Consider the following 21,611-nt stretch of genomic DNA (forward strand, 5'->3'; position numbering starts at 1 on the left):
TCGTCAGTATGCAAAATTTACTCGTAAATCGCTCTTGTTCAATTATGCGGTATTACCCTAACATAAGTGGGGAGGGACATCCCAAATTGAAGCAGAACATTAAAATGAATGATATTGCGTTAGAAGTAACTGGCGCCACAAAAATGTTTGGCGGCGTTACAGTGTTAGACCATGTCGATTTCACGCTGCGTAAAGGCGAAGTTCATATTCTCATGGGTGAGAATGGCGCTGGTAAATCAACATTGATTAAAATTATTGCAGGCGCTTATATCCCGAATGCAGGAAGTATTAAGTTGAATGGTGAACCCATCTTGACGAACAGCCCCATAGAAGCACTGGAAAAAGGAATCAGTGTTGTATATCAGGAACTGAACTTAGTGGAACCGTTGAGTGCGTATGAAAATATTTTTGCTGTCAATCAAATTGTAAAAAAACACGGCCCATTGCAAATACTGGATCGCCAAGCAATGATTCAACGTAGCAGAGAGCTGTTGGAAATGATCGGTGCGAATATTGATGTTACCGTTCCTGTAAATGAACTTAGTGTCGCACAGAGACAAATGGTTGAAATAGCGAAAGCTCTTCGCATGAATTCTAAGGTCATTATTTTTGATGAACCTTCAGCTGTTCTAACTGATATTGAAGTGGAAAAACTATTTACAGTTATTCGCAAACTTAAGGAAAATGGGATGGCAATCTGTTACATCTCACACCGTATGGATGAAATTATGCAGATTGGTGATCGAGTAACGGTGTTGAGAGATGGCAAGCTTGTTGGTTGCAGGGATTTCCATGAAGAAGAAATAACCATTGATGACATCATCAGCATGATGGTTGGACATCCAATGGATCAGCAATTCCCGAAACAGTTTTTTGAGCGCGGTGAAGAAATTTTACGCGTTGAAAACCTTTCTTGTGGCAAGTATTTTCAAAATGTGAGTTTCTCTTTGCACAAAGGAGAGGTTTTGGGTTTTTCAGGACTTGTAGGTGCGGGTCGTACGGAAGTGGCAAAGACAATATTTGGAGCACTTCCTAAAACAGAAGGTAAGATTTATTTCTTTGGCAAAGAAATTTCAGTAAAAAACCCATCCGATGCTATCAAATTGGGCATATCTTTGGTGCCAGAGGACCGAAAAGAAGAGGGACTGTTTCTCTCTCACTCGCTATATTCTAATTTGATGATTGCTGCTGTAGACAACTTTACAAAGCATGGTGTCTTTGAGAAGTCTAAAATTGAAACCATTTGCCACAATATTAGTCGCAAACTTCATCTGAATACAGACAACTTAGATTTGAATGCCGAGAATCTATCTGGCGGAAATCAACAAAAAATATCCTTAGGAAAATGGTTGGTTGCGAATTCCAAACTGGTTATTTTTGATGAGCCGACTCGCGGCGTTGATGTAGGAGCGAAAGTTGAAGTCTATAATCTAATTAACAAATTGATTGAGGATGGTATAGGCGTCATTATGATTTCTTCGGATTTGCCAGAGGTTCTTGGCATGAGCGACCGAATTTTGGTAATGCACGAAGGCAGACCGACCGGCGAGCTGCTTCGTGCGGACGCAACACAAGAGAAAATAATGAAATTGGCAACACAGCGAGGAGAAAAGGAATATGAACAATAAAGCACAAGGGTTGAAACTTACAAACAAATATAGTTCCCAAATTAGCGCTTTTTTAGCACTGATTATTCTTTGCGTCGTTCTGTCTTTCCTTTCGAAAGACTTTATGACAGTTGGGAATTTACTGACAGTGACAAACCAAGTTGTATATATTGCGCTCATGGCCATCGGCATGACGGTTCTCTTCATGCTTGGCGCGATAGATCTTTCAGTAGGTGCCATTTTGGCGTTAAGCGCATGTGTTATGGGATTGCTTACAAATAAATATGGAATGGCGCCTATGCCGGCTATTTTGATTGCCCTGGCAATAGCCCTTCTTTGCGGGATAATCAACGGCCTGCTTGTCACAAAGGTTATGTTACCTCCGTTTGTTGCGACTCTTGGCACTAGCTACATTTTCCGAGGTATGGCAGCTATCATTACAGATGCGAAAAACTCCTTGATTATGCCAGACGGCCTCCGTTGGATTGCTGCTGGAAAAATCAAGAATGTTTTTCCTATTGGTATTATCGTATTGCTTGCTCTGTTTGCAATGGCATGGTTTCTGCTAGAAAAAACTCCTTTTGGAATCAAGATCAAGTGCATTGGTGGTAACGAAAAAGCAGCGCGGCTTTCAGGCGTTGAAATCGACAAAATGAAGCTTAAGGCCTATGCTATGACCGGCATTCTGTGCGGCATTTCCGCTATGATGCTCGCCGGTAGATTGAATTTCACAAATTCTACCATGGCAACTGGTGCCGAACTTAACTGCATCGTTGCGGGCGTTGTCGGTGGCACTTCCATGAATGGCGGCTCCGGTAGCATCTGGGGTACCCTGATCGGATCTCTACTCATGGGTGTGATAAACAATGGCTTGAATCTGTTGCATGTCAGTCAGTTCTGGCAGGATGTTGCTATGGGCGCGCTCGTGATTTTGGCAGTTACAATTGATTGTTTCCGTCAGGCAAGCAAAGATAGAGTTAAAAAGGTTGCATAATAGGAGGTGGTTTTGTGAATAGACCTGCTGCGATCGTCACTGGTGGAAATAGAGGTGTCGGTGAAGGAATCTGTAATGCACTCGCCAGCAAAGGATATAACATCTTTATGGCGCACTGCGGGGAGGGCGACAAAGCTATACGTGTTGCACAGCGACTGCAAGACAACTACGGTGTCAGGGTCGAAACATTTGATTGCGACCAGCGAGATCACAATATTGGTGAAAGCCTTATGGCACATGCTTTAGACGCATTTCCTTCTATATCTCTTGTGATGTGCAATGCTGGTGTTGGTCTTGAAAAATACATGCGTCTTATCCATCCGGAAGAAATTGATTTTGTTTATGAGGTCAATTTTCGCGGAAGCCTTTTAATTGCTAATGCCGCGGCCAAATATATGATGAAAAGCGGTATTAAAGGCACGATTTTATTTACTTCGTCTATCCGTTCCAAAACACCCACTCCGATGGACGCAATTTATGGCGGACTGAAAGCGGGACTCAATCGAGCCGCCCAATCTATGGCTCGTGAATACGGAAGATACGGTATCCGTGTTTCTACTATTTCTCCTGGGTGTATGTGTGTATATCCGGAAGGCTATGAAGATCGAGACTATACGGAGGAAATTTCACGAATCCCGCTGCGAATTGGTGGAGATGGTAACGATATTGGTTACACAGCGGCTTTTCTTGCTTCGGACGAAGCAAAATTTATCACTGGCGTGAATATATTTGTAGATGGTGGTGTTAATTGCGGCGAGGACTACTGGTCAGAAGCTGATGAATACACCGCTAGCCACGGACGTGGAACATTTGTAATCCGTGAACAGACATGCGAATGAGGTGGAAAAATGATATCACTGGAAGCAAATGAAGTAACATTGAAAGAAAAGGATATGGCGCTTATGCCAGTCCGGATTAACACAAATCCCGGCGAGAAGTATCATCGCAAAAACCGGCTTTGGCAAGGCATACCTGGAATTGATAGAACTCGGGGCGGCCGTTTTTGGAGATGTTTTTTCAGCGGAGGCAATGATGAAGGTCCAGACAACTATGTCGCAATTGAAATCAGCGATGACAACTGTGAAACATGGTCTGAGCCCATTATGGTAGTTGACCCAGCTGGTAATGTTCGAGCATTTGATCCTTGTCTATGGCGCACTCCTACTAATGAATTGTTTTTCTTCTGGTCGCAGAGTTATGGTGGCTTTGATGGTCGAGCTGGTTGTTGGTATTCAGTATGCCGAAATCCTGATGAGTCTCCTCTTATTTGGACGGAGCCACATAGAATTGCAGATGGTGTGATGCTCAACAAACCAACGGTACTGTCCAATGGGGATTGGGCTCTTCCGATTTGCCTGTGGGGGCATGTTAAATCGGATTTGAATCCTGATGTCCCTGATTGTCTCGCAAAAATGTATGTATCTAAGGATAACGGTGAGACATTTGAATATCGTGGTGGAGTCGATATGCCGAATCGATGGTTCGACGAGAGTATGATCATTGAGAAGAATGATGGTACTATTCAAATGCTGACACGCAGAAAAGATGGCATTGGTGAAGCTTTTTCCAATGATGGGGGGCGAACTTGGGAGAATGTTGGAAAATTCTGCTTTGGCGGTCCTAATTCCAGATTCCATATTCGAAAAATCCATTCCGGTAATATCCTGTTGATCAATCACTGGAGTCCTGATAACTGTTTTGACAAGCCACGTGGGGACGACCCGGACTATATGGCAAGAAATAACTTAGCTGCATTTTTGTCAACAGATGATGGAGAGACTTGGAGTGGTCCTCTTTTGTTGGACGAGCGGGAACTTGTGTCTTACCCAGATGCAGTGCAAACACCGGATGACCAAATTTATATTATCTATGATCGCGAGCGTAATGTAGAAAAGGAACTTTTGTTAGCTCGGATTACCGAGGAAGACATTTTGCAGGGCCGTTTTGTTTCTGACGGTTCCTTTACCAAGCGTGTTATCAGTAAATTGGATTGAGGTGTCGACTATGAAATATAGAAAACTTGAAGGAACAGATCTTACTGTGCCGCAGTATGTGCTGGGCACAGGTGATTATGCAAGCAATGTTCCAGAGCATATTTCCCGAGAATTGCTCAAATCTTATATCGATTACGGTGGGACAATGATTGATACATCCCATTATTACGGGAGCTTCATTGTAGGCGGACGTTCCTTGAGTGAATGTCTTGTAGGTGATTTTCTTAAAGAGAATCATTTGCGCGATAAAGTGCTGATTAGCACAAAAGGTTGCTGCTATGCTACGAATAAACCTTATGAAAAGCGGATGACTCCAAAGTATTTGCGCGAAGATCTGAACGACAGCTTGAAGAACCTACACACAGACTATATAGACTTCTATTGGCTACACCAGGATGACCCTAGTCAGCCAGTCATTCCTATTATCGAGGAATTAAATAAGTGCGTTGATGAAGGGAAAATCCGTTATTTTGGTTGTTCTAATTGGAAAATCGAGCGAATACTGGAAGCAGATTCCTATGCAAAGGCACACGGTTTGCGTACATTCAGCGCAAATCAGGTCATGTTTAATATGGCTTTCCCCAATATGACAGCTGTCGATGAGCTGATTCAAACATGGCTCACTAACGGTATGCGAAAGTATCATATTGAAACCCAGCGACCAGTGTTCGCCTATTGTTCACAGGCTAGTGGATTCTTTTATAATTGCTTCAAAGAAGATTATATGGAGAATCTGGGCTACGCATATTCTCGCAAATATTTCTATAATAGCGAATCCCTTCGACGAGCACGCCAAGCAGTAAAGCTTGCGAAGGAGACTAATATGACTTTGCAAGATATTGTTTTAGGATACACTCTCTCCCAGCCTTTCCCGGTTGTATCTATCGTTGGCCCGCAGCGGCCAAATGAGATGAAAACAACTCTGGAAAGTGCACAGATTCCTCTTACACAAGAACAGATTGATTTTATTTTCGATATATAATATTTAAATGATATTACATAATGGAATTGTATCCCCTGACAATGTCGAAACTTTACTCCCGACTTCTCATGTACATCACCCTTCCTTTCAGGTAAAGCCGCAAATGCCGGATTACCTGAAAAGAAGGCCCGATGTTATTCCTATCGATTGCGGCAGACAGCTTTTTGTGGACGATTTTTTAATAGAAGAATGTGATATGCAGCGGGAGTTCTATTCTCCTCAGATCAAGGGGCCAGTGTTGCTTCCCACAACTCCTTTGGAAATGGATAATGGTAATTGCCCAGTTGCTGCACCGTTTAAAGATGGCGCATTTTATGATCCTTTTGACGGTAAATTCAAATTGTGGTATCAAGCCGGTTGGTTTGGAGCGACTGCTTATGCTGAAAGTAGTGATGGATTTCATTGGGAAAGGATAAACACCAGAGCAGGTAACGGCACAAATCGAGTGTTACCCTATTCCGAAGGACGTATACGAGATGGATGTAGCGTTTGGTTGGATCTTAATAGCATAGATGAGCGATATAAAATGTTTCTCTTTACTCGAGATCCCCAAAAACGCGAGTATGCAGAACTACGAACATCCGCAGACGGAATGACTTGGAGTACACCAACGCCTATTATGCGATGCGGAGATACTACATCGTTGTTCTATAACCCATTTAGAGACAAATGGGTGCTGAGTGTTCGCAGTTTATATAATAGAGAACAATACTTATATCGATACCGTTCTTATCGGGAAGCAAGTACTTTTTATGAACTTGCAGCTTGTCAAAAGGAATACTTTTGGCAGACTGCAGATGTAGATGATGCTCGCGATGACATATATGATTGTGACACACAGTTATATAGCTTGGATTGTGTGGCGTACGAAAGCATTGTCATCGGCCTATATCAAATTTTTAAAGGCCCCCATAATACGATTGCAGAAAAACTGAAAACCCCCAAAAAATGTGATCTATACATTGGCTTTAGTCGTGATGGCTTACAATTTTCCAGATTGAATAGAAATGAATTTATTGCTGGAACCGGAGCTTGTGGAGCGTGGAACGAAGGTTACATTCATCCTGCAACTGGCATCTGTATTATAAACGGTCACGAGCTTCTCTTCTATTTTGGTGCCTGGTCTGGGAATTCGCCTCATCTTGGGCGGCATATGTATGCTGGTGGTAGTACAGGAGTTGCTGCACTCCGTAGAGACGGATTTGCGGCACTGGTAACGGATAATGTCGGTCGAATTGTAACGCCGTTAGTGTGTTTTGAAGGTGAAGGTCTTTGGGTTAATGCACAATGCAAGTCATTGAAGGCAGAATTGCGCGACATTAACAATCGTCCTATTAAAGGTCTTACATTTAATGATTGCGTTTGTAGAAACATCGATTCTACAAAGCAACAAATTATATGGAAAAACCCTTCACGGCTAAAAGAACTTACACATGTACCAGTCCACATCGTATTTGAGATAGAACAAGGCAAATTGTTTGCTTTTTGGATTTCAAAAAGCAAATCCGGTGCAAGTGGCGGCTATCTGGCGGCCGGCAGTGTGCAACATCGTGGAATAAAGGATGACCCGTATGAATACTAATATGATTTGGTTATATGCTTGTATCAGAAATTACGAAGGAAAGTTGATCCGTTATACCTTTGATCCTACATCTTGTGTACTAAATAAAAAAGGTACTGAGGACATATTGAGAGACGTAGCCTGCATTACGATCGACGATGGAGTTCTGTATACTTCTTCTTTGGACAGCGGAAGAAACAATCTTTTTAGTTCTTATTCAATTCAAAGTGATGGCACATTACGATTGATTAACCGAGAATCTGCATTTGGTTTTGATGCAACGCATATTTCTGTAAATCATGAGAAAAAAGTCTTTATTGCCTCGGACTTCCTAGCCAACTCATTGTTGCTGTATAACATTCGAGAGGACGGCGGAATAGGAAGATGTCTTCAAATTCAGCAATTTAATGACACTGGCACCAATATCGGTCCTAGACAGGATTCTCCCCATCCACATGGCACTATAGTTGTTGCTGATGGTGATTATATGGTAACAGCTGATTTGGGTTGTGACAAATTGCGACTGTTCGACGGCAATATTCCATCAAAAAGCTTGTTTGAATTAAATCTGTCTCCAGGCGCTGGTCCACGGCACCTCGTTGCTCATCCTACTCTGGATTACATTTATGTAGTTTCAGAAATAAGTTCTGAGGTTTTTTCTTGCTATTTAGATCGCAACAGAAACTTCTTGGTGCTGAAGCAAATACTAAACAATCTTAAATATAGCGAGAAAGATGAAAGTATAGGCGGCGATATTGCCATTTCCCCTGACGGGAAATGGTTAACAGTATCAAATCGTGGAGAGAACACCATCGTTGTATACCAGGTGGATCATCATGGATTATTAAAATTCCATAGTACGGTTAAAACAGACGGGTGGGCAAGAGTTCTCCGATTTGACTCTACATCAAAGTTTCTCTTTGCTGCATTGGAGGAATTCTTGGATGTTGGTGCTTACAAAATACCCAAGGAACGTTGTTCCAGCGTTGGCGGGATACAGATTTTCTATTTAGATGAAACTCATCAGTATTTTAAAGATACCGGAGTAAGAGAGAAGATCCCCCAAACTTATGCATTTGCAATTTTTGAAGGGAGGCAATAAATTGGAGGCAAAAAATTTAATTTTAGGATTACAACATTTAGGGCTCCCAACAAACTGTTATGAGGAAACGCTCAAATTTTATCAACTTCTTGGGTTTGGAGTTCAAACTCAAGAAGACAACCGTGGTAAACGGGTTTGCTTTTTGAAGTTGCAAGACATGGTTCTTGAAGTATATGAGAGTGAGGATTGCACACTACAAACAGGTGCATGGGACCACATTGCAATTAATGTCAATGATGTCGAAGCCACATTTCGGTTTATAACTTCAACAATGTCGATAGAAAACGTAACGATCCAAACTTTGCCATTTTTCGAAAAAGGTGTACGCTTCTTCACGATTACGGGTCCAAATGGAGAACGTGTGGAATTCAATCAGTATTTATAATAGGGAGAAGAACTGTGTTTGATATTGTTGCGCTTGGAGAGTTGTTGATTGATTTTACTGATGGTGGGTATTCTCAATCCGGGATGAAACTGTTTGAACGGAATGCTGGCGGAGCGCCTTGTAACATGCTAACTGCTGCAACTCGAATGGGACGGTCAACTGCATTTATTGGCAAGGTCGGAAACGATATGCATGGTCAATTTCTGAGACAGGTGATTGAATCTGAAGGGATATGTACCAAGGGCCTCGTTATGGATTCGAATGTATTTACCACGCTTGCATTCGTGGCATTAGACGCAAGGGGAGAACGAGAATTTTCTTTTGCTAGAAAGCCAGGTGCGGATATTTGCCTTAAGAGTGATGAAGTTTCCCGTGAGTTGCTTCAAAATTGCAAAGTTTTTCACTTTGGATCACTCTCTCTTACTAACGAACCAACGAGGACGGCTTCTTTTGTGGCGGTAAACACAGCAAAAGAAGCCGGCGCCGTGATTTCATACGATCCAAATTATCGAGAAAAATTATGGCCCGATCAAGAATCGGCTAGATTTCACATGCAATCAGTGTTGCAGTACGTGGACATGATAAAGGTCTCTGATGAAGAACTAGAGATTGTCACCGGTGAACAAAGTTTAGAGAATGCATGCGCATTTCTTCATAGCAAAGGAGTTACATGCGTAGCTATTACTCTTGGTAAAAAGGGGGCATATGTTAGTCTCAACGAAAAAGGCGGAGGCTTTTCAGACAGCGTAGAACTCGGAAAAACCATTGACAAAACTGGAGCTGGAGATGCTTTCTGGGGCGCCTTCATTTCATACTTTATAAAAGAGGGGAAGTCGCTTGTACAATTGTCCATTGCTGATGTCATTAGGTATGCAGATCAAGCAAATATCGTTGCAGCACTTAGTATTTCAAAGCGTGGAGGAATTCCGTCAATGCCTTATTTGAAAGAAGTAGAACACATTTTACAGCATCAAGAAAAGGAGAGCAACTATGAATCGCAGTGAATTCAAGATTGCAGAAACCCAAGATAGAGAACAATACATTGTTCGTCCAACAGAGAGTGTCCCCATGACATTGCTAGTCCCTGGTTCAGAAAGTCATCTTATTTCAACAAAAGAACTTACCGTGAGTTTTCTTACTATGAAGGCAAACTCTGTTTTTGATGTTCATACTCATGAAAATGCACAATGTATGATTGTGACTGAAGGATATTGTGACGAAATTATCGACGGAAAGATTTACCGTGTTGAAGCAGGAGATGTGATTTATCTTCCCGCTAATATACCTCATGGTGCGTTTATTCTTGATGTCGACTGCAAGGCGATTGATATTTTCTGTCCAGTTCGTGAAGATTACATGGAGAAATTCCGAACACAAAATCCTGATTGTAACGAAAAATTTCCAATTGCGCCTTAAACTATAATCTCAAGTTTGGTTTAGATCAAATAAATATTTCAATTGAAGTGTGCCTGTTTATCCAGTCAGCATGCACCATCCAGGTCGGTGCAGTCAGCAGTCTTGCTGTTGACATTTACCAAAGAACAATTTAGAAAGGTTGTAGCTGTAATGCCCGGTTGCCTCAAGCCCTACTTTCATTTTGTCTTGCGGTGTGGTGCAGTCTTGGATTCTCTGCAACAGGTAGTTAAACCCATCCATCGTATTGGGGATAGTGAACGCATCTGCCAGGACTTCGCCCTCCGAACTGAGAATGAAGCAATCATGCTTATCCTTTGAGACATCAATACCAACAGAAATTACCATAACCAATCCCTCCAACGGTAAATATGTGATGCTGCATCCACAGTGCGCCTTACTTTTGTAGCCTTGTTCCACATAAACCGTCTGGCGGTATTTAACTGATTAACAAAATTGTAAGGGGCTGTGGTTGGAACCTTTCTAAAACCATCTTCTGGTAGGGTCGAAACACCAATCCACAGCATCCCCTACAGTGTAGCACAGCCCTTGGAGAGGGGCTTTAATAACTACTAACTTTATAATACAAGGGCGGGAAGTTCAATGCAGCTGTGTCATACTCTCAAAAAAAAGACGATATTTTTGTTAATCATGCTTGCATGTTGCATAGTAATCATATTTGCCATCCGCTTTGTTTACTTAAATTATTTGAGAGAAGGCACGACATATAGCTATGGTATAGTAGTTGAATCAAATTACAACAGCTTTGTTATGAAAGACGATTCGGATAATTATTATGTTTTTTCCGCAGATTCGGGAACACAAATTACCGATCCTGCGGGAGAAGAGATATCATTACACGAACTCAAAGCTGGAATGGAGGTGGTAGTAGAATGTGACATTCGTGGACGATACCAGCCATATGAATTTGCTGTACCGTCTGACCGAATCCATGTATCAGCCGTTTCGTGAGGAGGAAAGAAAATGAATATCAAGAAGCTGTTTAAACGAATTGTTCCACTTGTGCTGTGTGTGGCAACACTATCGATTACGCCGGCTTTCGCCGCCGACATCACTGCTGATGCATCGGTAGGAGTAGAAGATCGCATGACCCTTTATTTCGAAGAAGATGTTACTTTTAACTGTGGTGCAGAGGTTCATGTAAAGTATACCATTCTGGACAGCACGGGAGATATAACTGGGGTGCAAAGTCTCAAAGTAACATACTATCCGAACACGATACATTCTGTCACAGCATTTGTCTCGGCGATTCGTGATAACGAAATCGTCATTACTGTGTCATACTATAATAAAGTGACAGAAAAATGGGAGAGTGAAGTCGGTTCGTTCGGACATGAATGGTAAACTCATAACCCCGGAGGTCGTTGGTTCAAAACAAGTATATATACCAGAGCAGGGTTGGAGCATAACTGCTCCAACCCTGTTGTTTTGTAAATAATTCATGTAATATCAAGCTATTTAAATTCGTTATATAAAGTACACAAGTTCCCCAAACAAATAATTTTACATCTTATTTTAACACTATTTTTTAAATTAAATATGTATTCTGATAATTACATATATGTGCTTATTTTTTGTGCAATGTTATTCTTTTCCCTCTTGATTACTTTGTGATATACTGGTTTTGCCTTTCACAAAGATATTAGCGGCATTGGAGGGGGATAACCATGCTGTCTTATACGGTTTTGATTGATGATAAAGATAATGAAATCTTATTCGATCAAATATATAATAGTTACCGTCAAGGTATGTATCAGATCGCATACAGTATATTGCATGATGTACAGTTGGCTGAAGACATGACTGCTGAGACTTTCGTCAGAGTTGCAGCTAACATGAAAAAAATCTCAACAATGACAGAACAGAAGCGCCGTGACTACATTGCCATTATCATCAGGAATATCAGTATTGACGAATACAGAAAAAGACGTAAAAATCCTGAGGTCTTTTTTGATAATGAAAATTTTGTGATAGATCAGAATAATCCTGAAGATTCTGCTATTGGAAAGGTTCGATATATGGATCTCGTCACGACAATTGATCAATTACCGGATATATATCGGGATGCTTTAAAACTCCGGTTTTTATATCAGTTAACGGCGGAAGAAACGGGAAAACTTCTCGGTATTTCGGCAAACAACGTCAACCAGAGATTGCTTCGTGCCAAATCGAAGCTGGAAAAACTTTTGAGAGAGGAGCATTACTTTGATGAAAAACGATGATAAGTATATCGAACAGCTCCTTGGCGTTGCGCTGGATGATTCCGTTGAATCTTCGCCTCCGGAATTAAAAACCGAGGAAGAATTGGCGGCAGAGGGTATTGAGCCGCATGAATTTTCAAAGGGATTCGAGCAGAGAATGAACCGTGTCAGGCGGAAAGAACGCCGCAAAGAATGGATATCTGCGTATAAGAAGACAATGAAACATATAGCAGCAGGATTTGCCGTATTCATTGGAATCGGTGGAATTCTGATAGGTTCTGTTGACGCTATTCGGGTCCCTGTGTTATCCTTTATCCTTAACATTGGAAAGGAAAGCTCCCAGATACTGACTCATGATGACCTCAATGTTCCTATTTCCGATTTCATGTCGAAATATCTGCCAACTTATTCTCCAGACGGCTTTGTAGTAACATCATTTTCAGAATTCGAAAATGGATATAGTATTGCATATCAGCGGGAGGATGGAAGCTCGTATCAAATTGAATTTAATATGAATACGGATACCTTTTACTTCAACTCAGAAGACAGTGTTTTGAGTGAAATTGAAGTTGATGGCTCTCCTGCTGTGGTTTCATCACATGAAGACTACATTATCGTTTCGTGGCCTACAAATGGACATATGTATTGTATTACTGGGACGATCACACAAGAAGAATGTGTAAAGATACTGGAAAGTGTAGATATTTAAAATATTTGTAATATATCCTCCTTTGATTTCGTTATATTATCTGAACGACTTTTCAAAGGAGGATTTTTGTGAAAAAAATTAAATTGATGAAAACTGTTGTTGCTATCACCCTTGTTTTCTCCGCTCTCTTTTGTTCGTCCGGGGCAACAGATCTTCAAGCTCAACCAAGATGGACCCATATCGTTTACATTACTGGAAATCTTGATATTTCAAGTTCAGGAATAGCAACAGCTTATGGTTCTGGTTCGGCACTATCTACGCAAGTCAACAAATGTAAAATAACCGTAGAGTTGCAACAGTTTAAAAACAATAAATGGAATACCTTATACACATGGGATACGACATCATCTTCATTTTCTGTTGCAACCCCCACAAAAAGTTATGCTGTTTATCATGGATATTCATACCAATTAAAGATAACATTAGAAGTTTATAAAAATAATACCTTATTGGAAACTGGCACAAAAATGATATCATATGGATATTTTGCTTGACGAGTGATACAAATTATAAACTCTCAAAAGATTACGAACTGGTCTTTTGGGAGTTTTTTGTAAAAACGCGCAATTAAAATGTTTTTGTTAAGAATAAAGGCGTGCCTAAACCACGAGGTTCAAGCACGCCTTTCCTAATTTCCCGCGTAAACGTACGGCTCATGTTATAGGGTCAACTCCGGCTGAGGCTGGTCTAAGCCAAACTGAGGCTGGTCATTTTTTTTGCTTAAAAGGAAATTCAGCTCGCCCAGCCGCGCTACCTTGATCTGGTACTCATCCTCCTGCGGCCACGGTTTATCCAGTTCCGCTTTCGCTGTTTTAAGCTGCTCTTTCAAGAGAGATATCCGCTTTTCACAGTCGGGAATATGTTCTTCAATGCCGGACAGGGCATTTCCCAGCCGCTGCATCATGCCCTGCGGCGTCATGCCGGCATCCACCTGACGCTTGGTCTCCCCCCGTCCCCACAGGATACAGTTTTGCAGCGGGTCGCGCGTCAGGTATAGTTCAAAACCGCAGTAATGCCCGATAGAAAGGGACTTTTCCCACGCCAGGGCATCGTCCGCCCCAGCCTTGATCTTTGCCGTTTCGCTTTCGATGCGCTGCAGCAAAGCGTTTCCGGCGTCCTCTTTCTGCGTGTATACCGTACCGGAGATCTCCGCGCGGAATGTATCGCCCACGCTTTCTGCATGGTGCGCTGCAAAGGTCCTGCCGTCCTGCTGCAATGCGGCAAGCAGGCGCTCCTTATCCGTTATTTTGTCCGGTATTATGCGTATTTCATCCTGCAGATGGTACTGCTCGTTCTTGTATGCGGTGCGAAGCACATTCAGCTTGTTGACCTCAACCTCCAGTTCCATTCGCTCTTTGATGCGCGGATCGCTGGCAGACAGCGCCTTGATCTCTGCATAGGACAGTGCGGCGGCGTCTACATCCTCACAAGTACGCGCAGGGGATTTCCCAGTCACAATTTGCGCGATAAACTTCTGCTTATTCTCCACAGTCTGCCAGTTATAGCTGTCAAAGGTGCTTTTGGTCGCATAACGGTAAATGTCAACATGGTCATACATATTGCCCTGACGCAGGATGCGCCCCTCGCGCTGTTCAATATCGCGCGGACGCCACGGGCAGTCTATCTCGTGTTCCGCGGCTAAGCGTTTCTGCACATTGAATCCGGCGCCCATTTTGCTGGTGGAGCCGATCAGGATGCGGACTTTGCCTGCGTTCATCTGCTGCCGCAGCGTGCGCTTTTTCGGTGTAGTATCCGCATGATGGATATACGCAATTTCCTCCGCAGGCACGCCGCGCGCGATCAGCTTGTCCCGTATATCGTCATAGGCGCAAAAGCTGTTTTTACGCGCGCCTTTGCCGCCGGGTGTCGCAAGGTCGCAGAAAATGAGCTGCGTGCCTTTTTCCGGCGCGGTACGCTCCCAGATTTCAAAAACGTTCTGCACAACCTTGTTCAGCTTGCTTTCCGGCGTATCGGGCAGCGAGGGGTCGGAAAGCCGCTGGTCCAGCGCCAGCTTGCGCCCGTCGTTTGTGATCGCAAGCATGTTGTCCTCATACGGCGCGACAGCGCCGGCACGCACCGCGTCCGCGCGTTTTCCCAGCTGCTGCACCATTGCCTCCTGCTCTGGGGTGGGCGCGGTGAGTTCATTATGATACGTCCCTTCCGGGCGCGGCAGATGCAGCATATCCGCCGTTTGGATGTCTGCGGCAAGCTTCCACATCGTAACCAGCTCAGGCAGGTTGACAAACTTTGCAAAGCGGGTTTTGCTGCGGTAGCCGCTGCCCTCGGGGGACAGTTCCATAGCGGTCACGGTTTCGCCGAAGGCGGATGCCCAGCTGTCAAAATCGGATAAGCCCGCCTGCTCCAGTACATCATGTTGCAGATAGCGCATCATGGTATATAATTCCGTCATACTGTTTGAGATCGGCGTACCCGTGGCAAATACCACGCTGTTATAGCCGCTGCGCCCATTCAGGTATTCACATTTTGCTGCCATATCCTCGCTTTTCTGCGCAGCCGTGGTCTGGATGCCTGCAACATTCCGCATTTTTGTAAACAGGCCGAGGTTCTTAAATTCGTCCGCTTCGTCTACAAAAATACGGTCCACGCCAAGCTGTTCAAAGCTTACGGCAGTATCCTTTTCCTTGGCGTTCATCAGCTGCTCCAGCCGCGCTTCCAGCTTCTTTTTCGAGCTTTCCAGCTGCTTGATCGTAAAACTCTGCCCTTTATCTTTTTTCGCTTCGGACAGGCTGAGTTCCAGCGTGTCAAGCTGCTTTTCGATATGCGCCCGGGCGTGCTCCGGGGAAAGCGGGATTTTTTCAAACTGGCTATGCCCGATGATCACCGCGTCATAATCCCCTGTGGCGATCCGCGCACAAAATGCAGGGCGGTTCTGTTTGGACAGGTCATCTTCCCGCGCCACAAGGATATGTGCGCCGGGATATAATTGCTGGAATTCCGCGCCCCACTGCTCGGTCAGGCTGTTTGGCACAACGAACATCGGCTTGTGGGCAAGCCCCAGCCGCCGCAGTTCCATCGCGCCCGCTGCCATCGTCCATGTTTTCCCCGCGCCAACACAATGCGCCAGCAGGGTATTGCCGCCGTAGAGGATGCGGGCAACCGCGTTGCGCTGGTGTTCTTTCAAGGTAATGTTCGGGTTCATGCCGGGGAAAGAGAGGTAATCCCCGTTATAGGTGCGCGGGCGGGTGTGGTTAAAATGCTCGTTGTAGTAGCGGACCAGACGCTCGCGCCGTTCCGGGTCTGCAAAAATCCAGTCTTTGAACGCCTGCCGCAGCGCGTCCTGCTTCCCGCGCGCCTTGATGGTCTCCTGTTGGTTGGGGATACGCTTTTCCTTGCCGTCTACGATTTTCACATCGAATATCTGCACATCCCGCAGGTTGAGCGCCCGTTCCAGCAGTTCATAGCCGTTCGCGCGGCTTGTCCCGAATTTGGTGTGGGCAAAGGAATTGCGGTCGTTGTCCGCGCCCTTGTTGGATACATACCAGCTTTTGATTGCATCCGAGTAAGATACGGTTATCTTATTTGCAGCATAGAACGGCGGGTGCAGGACTTCACGCACAAACTGCGTAATATCTTCGGGCGGAATCCACGCAGTGCCGAGCCGCACGCTGATATCCGAAGCGGTGAGCGGTTCGGGCAGGACGCTTTCCAGCATTTTCACGTTAAATGAGAAAGCGGGGTCTTTTTCCGCGTATGCCTGCGCGGTTTTCAGCTTTGCGCGGATATTGCCGGAAAGGTACTCGTCCGCCGGCTGCCAGACGCCGCTTACCGGTTCGCGGAAAATCTGCCCGTGCAGCGCGGAAATGATCTGCCCCTCCGGCGTCCCGCCCAGCAGGCGGGACATATAAGCAAAGTCGATTTCCCCGCGTTCCGCAAGGGATAAACCCAGCGCATCCTGCGGCGTATCCGCGCTGGTCACGGCAATATGCGGCCGGATCGTGCGCAGGGTGAAGATATCGCTTTTGCCTTTGACGTTCTGCTCATCGTCCAGCTCCTCCAATGCCAGCAGCAGCGGATAGCCTGCGTCCCGTGAAAAGGCGCGGCGGTTGGCGGTATCGTGGAGATAGCCGTGCTTTTTGACAAAGGCGTCGTACTGCCCGTTCAGCGTACGCTGCAGCCCGTGCAGCGTGTCATCATCACAACCTTCGGTCTGTGCTATGATCAAATCGCGCACGGTTTTTCGCAGGCCGATCATGCCGCGGGCGCGCTGCGATGCGGTTTCCTTATATCCTGTAGGCTCATCCCTGCCAGCGGCGCGGAAAAACACCGCCCCGTCCTTGATGAAATAGCTATAATCTTCAACCTCTTCATCCGGGGTACTTCCTGTATTTTGCGATGTGTTCCACTGGAACACATCCGCAGCGCCGCGCACCGGCAGCTTCTCCAGCGCCCCGATATGCCGTACCGCTTCTGCAAGCTGCCCCTTCAGGTCTGCACCCGGAATCGGCGCGCAGGTGGTATCATAGCCGTATCTGGTGCTTTCCATCTTCATTTCACCCAAGACCATTTCCGGGTGGGAGATGAAATAACGGTTCATGGAAAGCCCGTCTGGATTTTGCCCCAGCTGTACCCACTCAGTCTCGGTCTCCGGCGGCGTTTCCCGCTTTTGCAGGAACAGGATATCCGTTGTCACCTCTGCGCCGGCATTGGCTTTGAACGCATTGTTTGGCAGACGGATAGCGCCCAGCAAATCCGCCTTCTGCGCAAGCAGGCGGCGAACGTGTGTGTCTTTCTTATCCATTGTGCCTTTGGAGGTGATGAAAGCAGCGACGCCGTTCGGCTTTACTTTATCCAGTGATTTCATAAAGAAATAGTCGTGTATGAGCAGATGGTCTTTGTTATATGCCTTATCGTTCACGCGATAATCACCGAACGGGACGTTGCCGATGGCAAGGTCGAAAGTGTTGTCCGGAAATGCGGTATTTTCAAAACCGGATACAGTGATATCCGCACTGGGATAGAGCTTTTGGGCAATGCGGCCCGTGATGCTGTCCAGCTCCACGCCGTACAAACGGCTGTTTCTCATTCCCTCCGGCAGCATACCGAAGAAGTTACCAGTACCGCAGGACGGCTCCAGAATGCTTTCCGGTGCAAGCCCCATGTGCTCTACGGCGTCATAGATAGCACGGATCACCGTGGGGCTGGTGTAATGCGCGTTTAAGGTGGAAGCGCGCGCGGCTTTATATTCATCGTCTGTCAGCAGCGCTTTAAGCTCGGTATATTCATCAGCCCACGCCGGATTCCCCGCATCAAACGCCTGCGGGATCGCGCCCCAGCCGGTATAACGGGCGAGCGCCGCCTGTTCGTCCGGCGCAGCCGGGCGGTTCTCCTGCTCCAGCGTGTGCAGCAGACGGAGTGCGGCAATGTTGTCACGATACCGTTCGCGCGGACGGGATACGCCGAGCAGTTCATCCGTAATATGATAATTGCCCGCGTTCCGCGCCGCCCCTTCCGGTGTGTTCGGCTGGAACACATCCGCGCTTGCAGCAGGTTCGGGGACAGCGTGACGGAAGCCGTCCAACTCCTGTTGATACAGGCTGCGGCAGAGCCGCGCGACTTCGGTCCATGAATACGACAGTTCCGTACCGAACCTGTCCTGAATCTCAACGGAAAAACCGGATGGTGTGGCGATATACTCGGCTTCATCCCCTGTTAAAAGGGTGAAATTGCCGGTTGTACCCGCGTGGGCGTCCGAGAGATGCTGCGCAATTTCCGCATTGCCCAGACCGTCCCGCAGGAGGCGGGCGATGGCGTCCTTGTCCGCCTGTGACAGCAGGCCGTGCTCGCTGGTGAGCGTTTCCCGCAGATCGTCGTTTGTATTTTCGATATCCATAGTCAGGGTGTCTATGACGGGTGTATTTCGGGCGTCCTGAGACAACCGGCCCTCGAATACAGCTTTGGCGATGGGCGACAGTTCCGTACCCTCCGCGCCGACTTCTTTCAGCGTGATTCCTGCGGGGCTGACGCCGGAAATGATGTGCGCCGCTTTGTTCCAGTAAACCACTGTCCCAACCTGATAGGCGGGTGCAAGTGGGTCATACGGCGCTGGTATTGCCTGCGTGGTTTCCTCCAGTGTGTTCCCCTGGAACACATCGTGGGAGAGGGCTGCGGCAGCAGCCTGTACGGCTTCCTCAAGTGTGTTCCCGTGGAACACATCGTCGGCAGAAGGCTGCGTGTTCCGATGGAACACATCTTCGGCAGCGGTCTGCGTGTTCGACTGGAACACATCGTGAGCGGCGGGCTGTGTGTTCGACTGGAACACATCGTCAGCGACAGGCTGCGTGTTCGGTTGGAACACATCGTCAGCGGCGGGTTGCGTGTTCCCTTGGAACACATCGCGCGAGGGGTCTGCGGTAGCGGCCTGTACAGCTTCCTCCAGTGTGTTCCCTTGGAACACATCACGTGAAGGGTCTGTGGCAGCAGCCTGCACGGCTTCCTCCAATGTGTTCCCTTGGAACACATCATCAGATGAAACGGGCTGTTCTGCGCTTGCGTGCAGGGCAGGATAGGTTTCATCAAATACCACTTTATGCAAATGGTTATGGAAAGAACTGAGGTCATAATAAAGCCGGAGGAACTCGGTATCCCCGATACTCACCGCCGCGCGCCGTGTAGCAGCATCCGCTTCTATACGGGCATTTTCCTCGTCTGAATTCATGCAGGCATTTTGATAGGCAGCGTCAGCCATGACCTTTTCTTTAATCACTGGCAGGTATTGTTCATAAATCTCTTTTACCGTCCGCACCGTCCGTTTGGGCGCGGCGCTTTTCGATGTGTTCCGTCGGAACACATCGTCAGCGACAGGCTGCGTGTCCGACTGGAACACATCGTGGGAGGGGTCTGTGGCAGCGGCCTGCCCAATGGTTGCTTCATCCGGTGTAGGGGATACAATGGACGCCTCGCGCAGCTGCGGCAGGATGCTTTGATATTGGGGATACCGACTCAGGAAATCCAGCACCCCGCCATCACCATCGCCAATATCCTGCCGCTCCGTATAGGTCTGCCCATCAGGCATAACGATAGTAAATTTGGTTTTATCATAGCCAAGAAACCGCTCGTTTTCAGGATCGTCCGCTTCGTACCAGTCCTCCCATGTGCCATGTTTTTTCAAAGCGGCGTTTTTCCCTGCAACCTGTTCGTCATCCGCCTGCTTCATCAGGCGGTCAAACTCATAGATGGAATACCGTTTCCCATCTTCAAATAGGGGGCTTTCACTCCATTCGCAGAAGATATAGGGTGTGCTGTCCGGTTCATATGGATTTTCCCCCGTGGTTTGGGGCATGACAGGCGGGACTGCATGGCCTGTCTTGCCCTCCGGCACAGAAGGCGCAGCCATTTCCTCCTGTTCCGCCAGCGCGTTCCCCTCGCGCACCTTATCAGCCGCCGCCTGTGCCTCTGCAGGCAGGTATCGGTTGTTCTGCACCAGCGCGGCAACACGTTTCGCGGCATGTTCCCATGTAAGGTGGATATCCGGACAGCCATTTTTTCTATAATGAATCCCTTTCCCGTCATAATCTTCCCAACTGTGGGAAGAGCCGGACAGCGCGTGGGATCGCCCGCCGATGCCATATTCCTCCTGCAGGAAGTCTTTCTGCTCTTTCGCAGAGTGTCCCTGCTGGAAGAAAGCGTAGATACGGTTTTTCCCGCCTGCGACGTTTCCGCCGTCCGAAAGGGAAACATCAATTTCATCGTCTGTGATAAACCGGCCGATCTCCGGGATTTTCGTCATTCCCGAAGCAAAAGTCCTGCGGGGAAGGGATAGATCATGCAGGCCATCCATGATGTCCCTGGTTTTATGATGCCGAAACCGCAGCAGGTCATGGTTTCGGTCATAGGCGGACAGGAACGCGGCATATTCCTCTGTGAACGTCCGGAGAAATTCCGGATTTTTCAGCTGTCCCGCGAGCCATGCTGTTTCTTCCGGATAATTGTTTCGCCGTACCCCGGACAGGCTGGGCAGATAGCCTTGCGCCTCTTCACCGAAGTCATGGTAAAGGAACCAGATTTTTTCCGAAAGCTGGCGGCGTTCGTATCCCTCGGCTTCCGCGACCTCGACATTGGTGGCAAACTGTCCGGTTCCTATAAGATGCCCGATCCGTCCTGCCGCCTGTTCCCATGGGATGAGATACGCCCCGGCGTCATACCGTGTGGAGCGCCCGCGGGAAAGATGGACGCCGTCCCTGTCATACCACGCGGCGAACATTTCCGCGCCGATGGAAAAGCCATTGCCGCCGTGGTAGATGGTTTGCAGATCGGCTGCAATCCCGCCGATGGGTTTCTGCTTTTCAAAGGCTGCGACGATACATTCGCGGTGGCGGTCTGTGTTGCTGCCGAGCCGCAGCACATGGTCTATTTCCGCCTGCGTAAATTCATGCCGGCCGAGCCGTGTGTTCCGATGGAACACATCTTCGGCGGCGGTCTGCGTGTTCGGTTGGAACACATCTTCGGCGGCTGGTTGCGTGTTCGACTGGAACATATCCGCAGCGGCGGGCTGCGTGTTCGACTGGAACACATCCCGCGCAGGGATTTCCTCCGGCATCAGCGAAAGCTGAACCGCGGGCGGTTCGTCAGAAAAAGGGAAAGCAGCAGGTTTTTTCAACTCTGCCGCTTTCCCTTTTTCATTA

Annotated in this window: 16 protein-coding genes and 1 pseudogene; 15 read left to right on the forward strand and 2 right to left on the reverse strand. The window is 46.8% G+C overall.

All coding sequences use genetic code 11. The features are described 5' to 3' along the window. Positions 1-86: 86 nt before the first annotated feature. The 10 genes from DBQ51_RS11940 to DBQ51_RS11980 all read left to right on the forward strand — a co-directional run bounded on the left by DBQ51_RS11940 (position 87) and on the right by DBQ51_RS11980 (position 10,041). Positions 87-1,628: a sugar ABC transporter ATP-binding protein gene (locus DBQ51_RS11940; protein ID WP_054327232.1), complete on the forward strand. Its 1,542-nt coding sequence runs from the start codon at positions 87-89 to the stop codon at positions 1,626-1,628. Then, positions 1,618-2,601 carry an ABC transporter permease gene (locus DBQ51_RS11945; protein ID WP_054327233.1) on the forward strand — a complete coding sequence of 328 codons (984 nt, stop codon included), beginning with the start codon at positions 1,618-1,620 and terminating at the stop codon, positions 2,599-2,601. Before DBQ51_RS11940 ends, DBQ51_RS11945 begins: the two co-directional genes overlap by 11 nt. Before the next feature lie 14 nt (positions 2,602-2,615). Continuing rightward, positions 2,616-3,440, forward strand: coding sequence for an SDR family NAD(P)-dependent oxidoreductase (locus tag DBQ51_RS11950; RefSeq protein ID WP_054327234.1), 825 nt, complete (start codon positions 2,616-2,618; stop codon positions 3,438-3,440). A gap of 9 nt (positions 3,441-3,449) precedes the next feature. Beyond that, the gene (locus DBQ51_RS11955; protein WP_082397091.1) at positions 3,450-4,595 is read left to right on the forward strand and encodes a sialidase family protein; all 1,146 of its coding nucleotides are present in this window, start codon (positions 3,450-3,452) and stop codon (positions 4,593-4,595) included. A gap of 10 nt (positions 4,596-4,605) precedes the next feature. Continuing rightward, positions 4,606-5,577, forward strand: coding sequence for an aldo/keto reductase (locus DBQ51_RS11960; RefSeq protein ID WP_082397093.1), 972 nt, complete (start codon positions 4,606-4,608; stop codon positions 5,575-5,577). Between the two features lie 103 nt (positions 5,578-5,680). Then, positions 5,681-7,159, forward strand: coding sequence for a hypothetical protein (locus DBQ51_RS16630; protein WP_152959448.1), 1,479 nt, complete (start codon positions 5,681-5,683; stop codon positions 7,157-7,159). Then, complete coding sequence (locus DBQ51_RS11965; RefSeq protein ID WP_054327236.1) at positions 7,149-8,240, forward strand: lactonase family protein; 1,092 nt, start codon at positions 7,149-7,151, stop codon at positions 8,238-8,240. The genes DBQ51_RS16630 and DBQ51_RS11965 overlap by 11 nt, the downstream gene beginning before the upstream one ends. Position 8,241: 1 nt before the next feature. Next, entirely contained in the window at positions 8,242-8,625 is a 384-nt protein-coding gene (locus DBQ51_RS11970; protein ID WP_054327237.1) for a VOC family protein, read from the forward strand. Positions 8,626-8,639: 14 nt separating this feature from the next. Beyond that, the gene (locus DBQ51_RS11975) at positions 8,640-9,629 is read left to right on the forward strand and encodes a carbohydrate kinase family protein (RefSeq protein ID WP_054327238.1); all 990 of its coding nucleotides are present in this window, start codon (positions 8,640-8,642) and stop codon (positions 9,627-9,629) included. After that, complete coding sequence (locus DBQ51_RS11980) at positions 9,616-10,041, forward strand: cupin domain-containing protein (RefSeq protein WP_054327239.1); 426 nt, start codon at positions 9,616-9,618, stop codon at positions 10,039-10,041. The genes DBQ51_RS11975 and DBQ51_RS11980 overlap by 14 nt, the downstream gene beginning before the upstream one ends. 135 nt (positions 10,042-10,176) lie before the next feature. Here the strand turns inward: DBQ51_RS11980 and DBQ51_RS11985 are convergent. Further along, positions 10,177-10,386 (reverse strand): annotated as a pseudogene (locus tag DBQ51_RS11985) (IS110 family transposase); the annotation flags it as partial. Between the two features lie 255 nt (positions 10,387-10,641). On the opposite strand from DBQ51_RS11985, the gene DBQ51_RS16635 reads away from it, so the two are divergent. The 5 genes from DBQ51_RS16635 to DBQ51_RS16640 all read left to right on the forward strand — a co-directional run bounded on the left by DBQ51_RS16635 (position 10,642) and on the right by DBQ51_RS16640 (position 13,463). Next, positions 10,642-11,010: a hypothetical protein gene (locus tag DBQ51_RS16635; protein WP_159068169.1), complete on the forward strand. Its 369-nt coding sequence runs from the start codon at positions 10,642-10,644 to the stop codon at positions 11,008-11,010. Positions 11,011-11,022: 12 nt separating this feature from the next. Beyond that, complete coding sequence (locus DBQ51_RS11990; protein WP_054327241.1) at positions 11,023-11,403, forward strand: hypothetical protein; 381 nt, start codon at positions 11,023-11,025, stop codon at positions 11,401-11,403. Positions 11,404-11,726: 323 nt separating this feature from the next. Next, entirely contained in the window at positions 11,727-12,281 is a 555-nt protein-coding gene (locus tag DBQ51_RS11995) for an RNA polymerase sigma factor (protein WP_107631663.1), read from the forward strand. Continuing rightward, entirely contained in the window at positions 12,268-12,969 is a 702-nt protein-coding gene (locus DBQ51_RS12000; RefSeq protein WP_054327243.1) for a DUF4367 domain-containing protein, read from the forward strand. Before DBQ51_RS11995 ends, DBQ51_RS12000 begins: the two co-directional genes overlap by 14 nt. A gap of 68 nt (positions 12,970-13,037) precedes the next feature. After that, positions 13,038-13,463: a hypothetical protein gene (locus DBQ51_RS16640; RefSeq protein WP_159068170.1), complete on the forward strand. Its 426-nt coding sequence runs from the start codon at positions 13,038-13,040 to the stop codon at positions 13,461-13,463. Positions 13,464-13,627: 164 nt separating this feature from the next. On the opposite strand, the gene DBQ51_RS12005 is transcribed toward DBQ51_RS16640, so the two are convergent. Next, a complete protein-coding gene (locus tag DBQ51_RS12005) occupies positions 13,628-21,586 on the reverse strand; it encodes an LPD25 domain-containing protein (protein WP_159068171.1) in 7,959 nt (2,652 codons plus the stop codon). Positions 21,587-21,611: the final 25 nt, after the last annotated feature.

Source organism: Agathobaculum massiliense (assembly GCF_900291975.1).
Lineage (GTDB): Bacteria > Bacillota > Clostridia > Oscillospirales > Butyricicoccaceae > Agathobaculum > Agathobaculum ammoniilyticum.

Excerpts from the sequence above, each read along its gene's own strand:
- DBQ51_RS16630 (WP_152959448.1), top strand. The coding sequence starts at position 5,681 with ATGCCGGATTACCTGAAAAGAAGGCCCGATGTTATTCCTATCGATTGC.
- DBQ51_RS12000 (WP_054327243.1), top strand. The coding sequence starts at position 12,268 with ATGAAAAACGATGATAAGTATATCGAACAGCTCCTTGGCGTTGCGCTG.
- DBQ51_RS11995 (WP_107631663.1), top strand. The coding sequence starts at position 11,727 with ATGCTGTCTTATACGGTTTTGATTGATGATAAAGATAATGAAATCTTA.
- DBQ51_RS11980 (WP_054327239.1), top strand. The coding sequence starts at position 9,616 with ATGAATCGCAGTGAATTCAAGATTGCAGAAACCCAAGATAGAGAACAA.
- DBQ51_RS16635 (WP_159068169.1), top strand. The coding sequence starts at position 10,642 with ATGCAGCTGTGTCATACTCTCAAAAAAAAGACGATATTTTTGTTAATC.
- DBQ51_RS11965 (WP_054327236.1), top strand. The coding sequence starts at position 7,149 with ATGAATACTAATATGATTTGGTTATATGCTTGTATCAGAAATTACGAA.
- DBQ51_RS11955 (WP_082397091.1), top strand. The coding sequence starts at position 3,450 with ATGATATCACTGGAAGCAAATGAAGTAACATTGAAAGAAAAGGATATG.
- DBQ51_RS11960 (WP_082397093.1), top strand. The coding sequence starts at position 4,606 with ATGAAATATAGAAAACTTGAAGGAACAGATCTTACTGTGCCGCAGTAT.
- DBQ51_RS11945 (WP_054327233.1), top strand. The coding sequence starts at position 1,618 with ATGAACAATAAAGCACAAGGGTTGAAACTTACAAACAAATATAGTTCC.
- DBQ51_RS11990 (WP_054327241.1), top strand. The coding sequence starts at position 11,023 with ATGAATATCAAGAAGCTGTTTAAACGAATTGTTCCACTTGTGCTGTGT.